1 protein-coding gene and 1 pseudogene are annotated in these 1,001 nt (G+C 65.5%); both read right to left on the reverse strand.

Features of this window, described 5'->3' with window-relative positions; all coding sequences use genetic code 11:
- Nucleotides 1–215: pseudogene (locus ACFYO8_RS29620) on the reverse strand (electron transfer flavoprotein subunit alpha/FixB family protein); the annotation flags it as partial.
- Between the two features lie 12 nt (nt 216–227).
- Nucleotides 228–1,001, reverse strand: a 774-nt coding sequence (locus ACFYO8_RS29625; RefSeq protein WP_387257834.1) for an electron transfer flavoprotein subunit beta/FixA family protein, incomplete at its 5' end; no start/stop codon positions are given.

The raw sequence follows: 1,001 nt of genomic DNA on the forward strand, positions 1-1,001 counted from the left end.
ACCAGGTAGCCGTCGATCTCCTCACCCTCCGCGGCGTAGATCTTCTCCGCGCCGTACTCACCCAGCTTGGCGCTCAACGCCTGCGCGGCACCGACACCACCGAGCACGACGGCGCTCGGGGTGCCCAGCTCGCGGGCGAGGGTGAGCATCTCCAGGGTGACCTTCTTGACGCCGAACTCACGCGTGGCTTCGACGACGACGAGAACCTCAGACATGTCCCAGACCCCTCACACGAACTTCTCGGCAGCGAGGAACTCGACCAGCTTCACGCCGCCCTCGCCCTCATCGGTGATCTTCTCGCCGCCAGAACGCGGCGGACGCTTGGAATGCTCCACCACAGCGCTGGTCGCACCGTCGAAGCCCACCTCCACCGCAGCCACACCCAGCTCACCCAGCGACAGCGTCTGCACCGGCTTCTTCTTCGCCGCCATGATGCCCTTGAACGACGGATACCGCGGCTCGTTGATCGTGTCCCACACCGACACCACGGCCGGGGTCGAGGCGGTCACCACCTCGTAGCCCTCCTCCGTCTGCCGCTCCACCGTCAGATTCGACCCGTCCACGGTGAGCTTGCGCGCGCCGGTCAGCGCAGCCACACCCAACCGCTCGGCGATCATGTGCGGCATCACCTGGACCCGACCGTCGGTCGACTCCGCCCCACAAATGACCAAGTCGGCGTTCAACTGCCCGACAGCGGCGGCGAGCACCTTCGACGTGGCCACCGCACAGGAACCGCGCAGAGCATCGTCGACGACGTGCACAGCCTTGTCCGGACCCATCGACAGCGCCTTACGGATCGACTCGGTCGCCCGATCCGGACCCATCGTCAGGATCGTCACCTCACCGCCGTGCGCCTCCTTGATCTTCAACGCCTCCTCGATGGCATACTCGTCCATCTCATTGATGACGTTGTTCGCCGAACCGCGGTCGACGGTGTTGTCGTCAGAACGCAGGTTGCGGTCCGCGCCCGAATCAGGCACCTGCTTGACGAGTACGACGAT

This window comes from Micromonospora sp. NPDC005257 (genome assembly GCF_042872445.1).
Lineage (GTDB): Bacteria > Actinomycetota > Actinomycetes > Mycobacteriales > Micromonosporaceae > Micromonospora.